Source organism: Rhizobium sp. UBA1881, from assembly GCF_002338015.1.
In the GTDB taxonomy this organism is placed as follows: Bacteria; Pseudomonadota; Alphaproteobacteria; order Rhizobiales; family Rhizobiaceae; genus Rhizobium.
The window spans coordinates 656-7,184 of record NZ_DDHH01000023.1; the positions used below are offsets into that span (position 1 = coordinate 656).

The window sequence follows — 6,529 nt, forward strand, 5'->3', positions numbered from 1 at the left end:
CGACGTCGCCGGCAAGACCGGCACGACCAACGATGAAAAGGACGCCTGGTTCGTCGGCTTCACGCCGGATCTGGTTGCCGGTCTTTATATCGGCTTCGATTCGCCATCGACGCTCGGCCGCGGCGGCACCGGCAGCTCGCTGTCCGCGCCCGTCTTCAACGAGTTCATGCAGGCGGCCGTGAAGGACACGCCGGTATCGAAGTTCGTGATCCCCGCCGGCATGAACCTGATCCCGATCGACCGCAAGACCGGCATGGCCGCGACGCAGGGCGATCCGAACACCATCATCGAGGCCTTCAAGCCTGGCACCGGCCCGGCCGACAGCTACTCCGTCATCGGCATGGACAACACCATGGCGCCGGAGGAAATCCTGAAGACCTCGCCGCAGGCCAACCAGGCGGTTCAATCCGGCGCCGGCGGTCTCTACTGACATTTTCGGCTGATAGCGTGGCGGTCGCGGCTCTTTACATCCGCGGCCGCCACAACTATTTGACGGACGACTTTTGAAGACAACGCAAAGAAGCGGGACAATGCGAGCGGAAATCCAGAACGTAGTCGATGAAACCAAGCAGGCTATCACCCTGCTGAGGAGGCATCTTTGACTGGGATCAGGCGATAAGACGACTGGACTGGTTGAACAACAAGGCAGAGGACCCGAACCTCTGGAACGATGCCACCGAAGCACAGAAGCTGATGCGCGAGCGCCAGCAGCTCGATGACGGCATCAGCGGCGTTCGTCGCTTCGAACAGCAGATCAAAGACAATATCGAGCTCATCGAGATGGGCGAGGACGAGGGCGATGAAGCCATCGTCAAGGAAGCCGAAGACGCGCTGAAGGCACTCAAGGCCGAAGCCGCGCGCCAGCAGGTTGAAGCGATGTTGTCTGGCGAAGCCGACAGCAACGACACCTATCTCGAAGTTCACTCCGGCGCCGGCGGCACAGAAAGCCAGGACTGGGCGAACATGCTGCTGCGCATGTATACCCGCTGGGCCGAACGCTCGAAGTTCAAGGTTGAACTGCTCGAAGTCCACGATGGCGAAGAAGCCGGCATCAAGTCCGCGACGCTGCTCGTCAAGGGCCACAATGCCTACGGCTGGCTGAAGACCGAATCGGGCGTTCATCGCCTGGTCCGCATCTCGCCCTATGACAGCAACGCGCGCCGTCACACCTCGTTCTCGTCCATCTGGGTCTACCCGGTCGTCGACGACTCGATCCAGATCGACATCAACGAAAGCGACTGCCGTATCGACACCTATCGCTCCTCGGGCGCCGGTGGTCAGCACGTCAACACGACCGACTCGGCTGTCCGCATCACCCACATGCCCTCGGGCATCGTGGTGCAGTGCCAGCAGGAACGCTCGCAGCACAAGAACCGTGCCAAGGCCTGGGACATGCTGCGCGCACGTCTCTACGAAGCGGAACTGAAGAAGCGCGAAGACGCGGCCAACGCCGAAGCGGCCTCCAAGTCCGATATCGGCTGGGGCCACCAGATCCGTTCCTACGTCCTGCAGCCCTACCAGATGGTCAAGGACCTGCGCACCGGCGTTACCAGCACTGCGCCCGACGACGTGCTGGATGGCGAGCTCGACGAGTTCATGGAAGCAGCGCTCGCCCACCGCATCAGCGGCAAGGCGGATGCCGTGGTCGACGACGTCGACTGATCGATCTTGGTGAGATGACATCGAAAAGGCCCCAGTAGGGGCCTTTTCTGATTCTGGCTGTGCGTCTTTCGAAGCGCGACGGGCTTTAATGTCCCGACTTCTCGACGCTGATATCGCCGAACTCATCGATGATGACGGTCCAGCTATTCGCGTCGCCATCCGGATCGGTCTTCAGATAAACCATCGCGAACAGCCCTGGCTCGTTCAACCGACCGGTCGAATTTTCAGGGCGAATATCCGTCACATAGGGATTGAGATCGTTCAGCTCCTGAACCTCGACCGTTGAGACGATTTCGGGCCCGGTCTCGGTCTGCGCGATCTGCTGCAGATAGACCTTGGCGGTGCGATCGGCCTGGCGAACCGCAAACAGCTTGTAATAGCCGTGGCGGGGTTGGCTTGGCGCGGCGGGCGTTGCCGTCGCTGGCGCGTTCGGGGTGGCGGCAACCGGCGGGCGCGTCACCGCCGGCGCATTGCCGTCGTCGGCCCAGTAACCCGTGCTCGTGGCAAATGTGATGCTCGCGGGCAATACGGGATCGGTGGCATCTGTCGCCTGCGCAGCAAGCGGAATTGCGGCGATCAGCAGCGCGCAGGCTGTCAGTCCGAAACGCTTCATCGCCTCAATCCTCGAATTGCTCGGATAGAATACGGTCGGACCAGGAACGGTCGGGATCGGAGAGGATGCGGGCCGTCATGTGCTCGGACTGAGCGATGCGCACATGCAGTACCGATTTGACCTCGGAGTTATCCGCAACCGCATTCACCGGCCGCTTTTCCGATTCGAGAATATGAATGTCCACGGTCACCTTGTTCGGCAACAACGCCCCGCGCCAGCGGCGGGGACGAAACGCGCTCACCGGCGTCATCGCCAGAAGCGGTGCGTCGAGCGGCAGGATCGGACCATGCGCAGAAAGATTGTAGGCCGTCGAACCGGCCGGCGTTGCCACCATCAGGCCGTCGCAGATCAGTTCCTCAAGCCGTACGACGCCATCGACTTCGACCCTGAGCTTGGCGGCCTGATAGGATTGGCGGAAGAGCGAGACCTCGTTGATGGCTAGCGCGGTATCGCTCGTCCCATCGGCATTCGTGGTCGTCATCCTCAGCGGCCGAAACGTGTTCTCGACGGCGGCATTGATCCGCTCGCGCAACGCGTCGGTGCGGTACTCGTTCATCAGAAAACCGACGGAGCCCCGGTTCATCCCATAGACGAGCCTGCCGGAGTTCATCGTGCTGTGCAGCGTCTGCAGCATGAAGCCGTCGCCGCCGAGCGCCACGATCACATCGGCATCCTTGGCGGGCACATCGCCGTAAAGGCGAATCAGTTCATCGCGCGCCGCCAGCGCCTCAGCGGTAGGGGAAGCCAGAAAACAGAGGGTTTGAAAGGATACGCTCATGCAATGCCCTTTGATAAAGTCCGCCTAGCTAAATGATAATGGGCTGGCACGACAAGGCATTTAAAGGTCGCAGCTGTTCGCCGGGACTACTCTCTGCATAGGTGGGGAGAGGGCAGAAGGGCGCCAATGTCATGGCGCCCCCTGTCTATGATCGGTTTCGAACGGACCTTGGTCGACGCGCGTCTGTGGCCCGTCGGCTCGGCGACAGCGCCTTACTTGTTCTGAAGCAGCCAGATCTTTCCGCCCATGGTGATGCCATAGGTATCGGTGGTGCCATCGTCGGTGAGATTGCGGCGCTCCAGGAAGCCGTGCTCGCAGAGGTCCACAAGCGTCTTCGCGGTCACCGTCTTGATCTTCTGCGGGCGCTCTTTCCAGCGGTCCGTTTTCGCATAGGTCACGGTTGCGTTCTCATGCGTCCACTTGCCGGCGGCCTGCGGATAGAGATCGCCGTCACGGGCGAGTTTAAGTCCCGCGATCTGCGCCGGGGTGAGTTCAGCCATTTCAATAACCTCTTGGCATGTTGCACGGATCAGCCGTGAATGCAGGGGAACCCTGGGAAACCAAGGGCAATAGGAACCAAATGTTGCAACGCGAGCATCTCGTCTACCGAGGCCCGTCGGTGTGGCAACAATCGATTCCTTCGAAGAATTGTGGTGCCCCCGGCAGGGTTCGAACCCGCGACCCCCTGATTACAAATCAGGTGCTCTACCAACTGAGCTACAAGGGCAACGCCCGCCAATTAGCAGATTTTGCTGCTCTGTAAAGGAAAATCGGCCACGATTTGATTTCGCTTAGTGATTTCAACAGGCCGTACGCAGGCTAGTTTGGAGTGGTCTGCCGAACAGTCGATTGCAGGTGGCCGCCATTCTCGCCCATGCCATCGCCGGAAGACGGCATGGCAGCGATGCTGAGAACCGAAACAACCATAAAAGCGATGACAGCGATCATTATTCGCACGCGATTTCTCCTTTTGAACGAGGAAGAAACGCAAATAAGGCAATTGGGTTCCGGATCGGGCGTCGCGGCTATTGCGCCGGCGGCGGTGCTGTCGTCGTGGGATTGGTGCCGGGAGCTGTGGGAGCGAGCGGGTCGGGTTGATGCACGGGCTGCGTCTTGTCGATCCAGCCGATGCTGAGAATGATGGCGACGAGGATGCCGATGAAGAGAATGCCGATGATGAGGGGACGAACTGCCATGTCGGATGCTTCTCCTTGTTGGTCGGAGCATTGCTGCATGATAGCCGCTGCAGACGTCAAAACCGAGGCGGTCGAGCATCAGCAGCGGTATCTTTCGGCACGGTGGCCCGTTCGTGAGCCTGTCAGCCCTTCAGATGAATGCGCGCCGCGTAGAGCGCGATCGCGGCTGCGTTGGACACGTTGAGCGACTTGATCTCGCCGGGCATATCGAGCCGCGCCAGCGCATTCACGGTCTCGCGCGTCTTCTGGCGCAATCCCTTGCCTTCGGCGCCAAGCACCAGCGCGACCTTGTCGCCGGAGAAGGTACCCTCGAGCGGAGCCGGGCCTTCCGAATCAAGGCCGATGGTGACGAAGCCGAGCTTGTGCAGTTCGCCAAGCGCGTCAGCGAGATTGGTGATCTGGATATAAGGGATCAGTTCCAGCGCGCCGGAGGCGGATTTGGCAAGCACGCCCGATTCGGTCGGGCTGTGGCGCTGCGTCGTGATCAGCGCACCGGCATTGAAGGCGACGGCCGAGCGCATGATGGCGCCAACATTGTGCGGATCGGTCACCTGGTCGAGCACCAGGATCAGCGGGCTGTCCTTCAGTGCTTCGAGGCGGCGCACGGGCAGGGGACGCGTTTCCAGCATCACGCCCTGGTGGATGGCATCGGGGCCAAGCACCTTGTCGAGATCCTGCGGCGAAACCATCTCGTACGGTATGCCGAGTTTCTCGACATCGATCTCAAGGCGCGCAAGCGCGTTCGGGGTCACCGACAGCTTTATCTTCTTGCGCTCTTTATTCTCGAGCGCGGCGCGCACCGTGTGCAGGCCATAGAGATGGACCTGGTCTGGCGCCAGCGCCGGCGGCTTCCAGTCATCGCCGCCACGCTTGCGCTTCTGGAAGCCAGGAGTTGGAATTTCGCCGCGTTCGCGCTTGTTATCGCGATGCGCACGACGCAGGTTAGCGTAGTGCGTATCCTTGGCGGATTTTTCGTCGGAGGACGTGCCCCCGGATTTGTTGTCTTTGCTCATGCCGCTTTATAGCGGTGGCATTTCTTTCCGCATAGGATTTCTTTGTCCACAGGGGCTTTCCATCGCCGATGACATTTTTCGCATATTTTCCATCGTCATCGTGTTGACATAGGCAACTCGGCCCGTCATATACGCGGCGCAGACCGAGGGGCGGCAACGCTTCGAAAGTCTAGCAGACTTGGTCTAACGATCCGGACGAAAAACTGGAGAGATGCCCGAGTGGTTAAAGGGGACGGACTGTAAATCCGTTGGCTCAGCCTACGTTGGTTCAAATCCAACTCTCTCCACCATTCGTCCTCGGATCGGACCAAACCCCGCGGGTATAGCTCAATGGTAGAGCAGCAGCCTTCCAAGCTGAATACGCGGGTTCGATTCCCGCTACCCGCTCCATTTCAAGTCGAAATCAAACGTTACCCACAGCGCGCAAGCGTTTGTTTGCGTTACCGTATCGCACTGATGCACTGTGCCCGATCTCAACCCCACAGCAAGACGAAAGGGGAGGCGAGCGCGATGATGCCGGCCGCCATCCAGCGCGTACGCCCATCCATCGTGAATTCGTCGCGCGACAGCCATTTGCGCACGGCGACATAGCCGACGGCGATGACGGCGCTATAGATGAGTGCGCGCAACAGGATCGACCACCCGCCGCCGAAGAGCCCGATCGCGATGCCGAATCCTGTCAGCGCGCCGAGGATGCCGTAGCCGACATCGAACATCAGCGTCGTCGTGGTCGATAGCGGCCTGAGAACGCGTGGAAATGCGATGGCGACAGCCGCCGTCAGCAGCCATATGGCGACGATCGCCTGCAGTGTCGATGAGCTGACGATGGAGGCTGCCAACGCCGGCAGCCGCTCGGGCGTCGAGAGCCGCACGACCTGCGCGATCCAGTCGATCGCGGCCGCCAATATCCACAATATGAATGCGCAGCCGGCAAAGATCAGGAAATTGCCGGCCGATCGTTTCGCGATGTCCTTCGGTTCCATGCCGTGCTCTCCCCCAAGCGATCGCCGGCGTGGCTCCGGCAGGGCAAGTAATATCACAGCATCAATCGCTTGTGGCGGTTTATGGTGAAAACGCGCGCGTGTCGTCACACTTCTATATTGCCGATCGAATGCTTCATTCCCATATGCGGCGGCAGTGCGGAATAGCGTCCGCAATTAAGTCTTGCGCAATTCCGCCGAAAGCCTTAAACGGCGGCACTAAACCGGTTCGCCGGGGTCATCCATTTCGTTCACAGGAAGCATTCAAATGGCAAAGAGTAAGTTTG

The 6,529-nt window shown here is 60.2% G+C and carries 8 protein-coding genes, 3 tRNA genes and 1 pseudogene; 4 read left to right on the forward strand and 8 right to left on the reverse strand.

What is annotated here, in order from left to right; genetic code table 11:
- Positions 1 to 430 (forward strand): annotated as a pseudogene (locus tag B3605_RS02035) (penicillin-binding protein); the annotation flags it as partial.
- Between the two features lie 100 nt (positions 431 to 530).
- Positions 531 to 1,662 (forward strand): peptide chain release factor 2 gene (prfB, locus tag B3605_RS02040; RefSeq protein ID WP_111561177.1). Its coding sequence is split into 2 segments (ribosomal slippage): positions 531 to 599 and positions 601 to 1,662, totalling 1,131 coding nucleotides; the frame shifts between segments, so codons are not numbered across the junction.
- 85 nt (positions 1,663 to 1,747) lie between these two features.
- On the opposite strand, the gene B3605_RS02045 is transcribed toward prfB, so the two are convergent.
- From B3605_RS02045 to rlmB, 7 genes are all read right to left on the reverse strand, one after another.
- A complete protein-coding gene (locus B3605_RS02045; RefSeq protein WP_112941262.1) occupies positions 1,748 to 2,275 on the reverse strand; it encodes a hypothetical protein in 528 nt (175 codons plus the stop codon).
- A 4-nt stretch (positions 2,276 to 2,279) separates the two neighbouring features.
- Positions 2,280 to 3,053, reverse strand: coding sequence for an NAD kinase (locus B3605_RS02050; RefSeq protein ID WP_112941261.1), 774 nt, complete (start codon positions 3,051 to 3,053; stop codon positions 2,280 to 2,282).
- A 212-nt stretch (positions 3,054 to 3,265) separates the two neighbouring features.
- Positions 3,266 to 3,553: a hypothetical protein gene (locus B3605_RS02055; protein ID WP_018898656.1), complete on the reverse strand. Its 288-nt coding sequence runs from the start codon at positions 3,551 to 3,553 to the stop codon at positions 3,266 to 3,268.
- A 151-nt stretch (positions 3,554 to 3,704) separates the two neighbouring features.
- Positions 3,705 to 3,780, reverse strand: a tRNA-Thr gene (locus tag B3605_RS02060).
- 92 nt (positions 3,781 to 3,872) lie between these two features.
- A complete protein-coding gene (locus B3605_RS02065) occupies positions 3,873 to 4,010 on the reverse strand; it encodes a hypothetical protein (protein WP_183794670.1) in 138 nt (45 codons plus the stop codon).
- Between the two features lie 68 nt (positions 4,011 to 4,078).
- Positions 4,079 to 4,249 carry a hypothetical protein gene (locus B3605_RS02070; protein ID WP_018898654.1) on the reverse strand — a complete coding sequence of 57 codons (171 nt, stop codon included), beginning with the start codon at positions 4,247 to 4,249 and terminating at the stop codon, positions 4,079 to 4,081.
- Positions 4,250 to 4,371: 122 nt separating this feature from the next.
- The gene (gene rlmB, locus B3605_RS02075; protein ID WP_112941260.1) at positions 4,372 to 5,262 is read right to left on the reverse strand and encodes a 23S rRNA (guanosine(2251)-2'-O)-methyltransferase RlmB; all 891 of its coding nucleotides are present in this window, start codon (positions 5,260 to 5,262) and stop codon (positions 4,372 to 4,374) included.
- A 205-nt stretch (positions 5,263 to 5,467) separates the two neighbouring features.
- On the opposite strand from rlmB, the gene B3605_RS02080 reads away from it, so the two are divergent.
- Positions 5,468 to 5,552, forward strand: a tRNA-Tyr gene (locus B3605_RS02080).
- A gap of 26 nt (positions 5,553 to 5,578) precedes the next feature.
- Positions 5,579 to 5,652: transfer RNA gene (locus tag B3605_RS02085), tRNA-Gly, on the forward strand.
- Between the two features lie 83 nt (positions 5,653 to 5,735).
- Here the strand turns inward: B3605_RS02085 and B3605_RS02090 are convergent.
- Positions 5,736 to 6,245, reverse strand: coding sequence for a hypothetical protein (locus B3605_RS02090; RefSeq protein ID WP_111561255.1), 510 nt, complete (start codon positions 6,243 to 6,245; stop codon positions 5,736 to 5,738).
- Positions 6,246 to 6,529 lie beyond the last annotated feature (284 nt).

What these genes read in the sequence shown, in the direction of transcription:
- B3605_RS02090 (WP_111561255.1), bottom strand. Translation starts at nt 6,245, where the DNA reads ATGGAACCGAAGGACATCGCGAAACGATCGGCCGGCAATTTCCTGATC.
- B3605_RS02070 (WP_018898654.1), bottom strand. Translation starts at nt 4,249, where the DNA reads ATGGCAGTTCGTCCCCTCATCATCGGCATTCTCTTCATCGGCATCCTC.
- B3605_RS02045 (WP_112941262.1), bottom strand. Translation starts at nt 2,275, where the DNA reads ATGAAGCGTTTCGGACTGACAGCCTGCGCGCTGCTGATCGCCGCAATT.
- B3605_RS02055 (WP_018898656.1), bottom strand. Translation starts at nt 3,553, where the DNA reads ATGGCTGAACTCACCCCGGCGCAGATCGCGGGACTTAAACTCGCCCGT.
- B3605_RS02050 (WP_112941261.1), bottom strand. Translation starts at nt 3,053, where the DNA reads ATGAGCGTATCCTTTCAAACCCTCTGTTTTCTGGCTTCCCCTACCGCT.
- rlmB (WP_112941260.1), bottom strand. Translation starts at nt 5,262, where the DNA reads ATGAGCAAAGACAACAAATCCGGGGGCACGTCCTCCGACGAAAAATCC.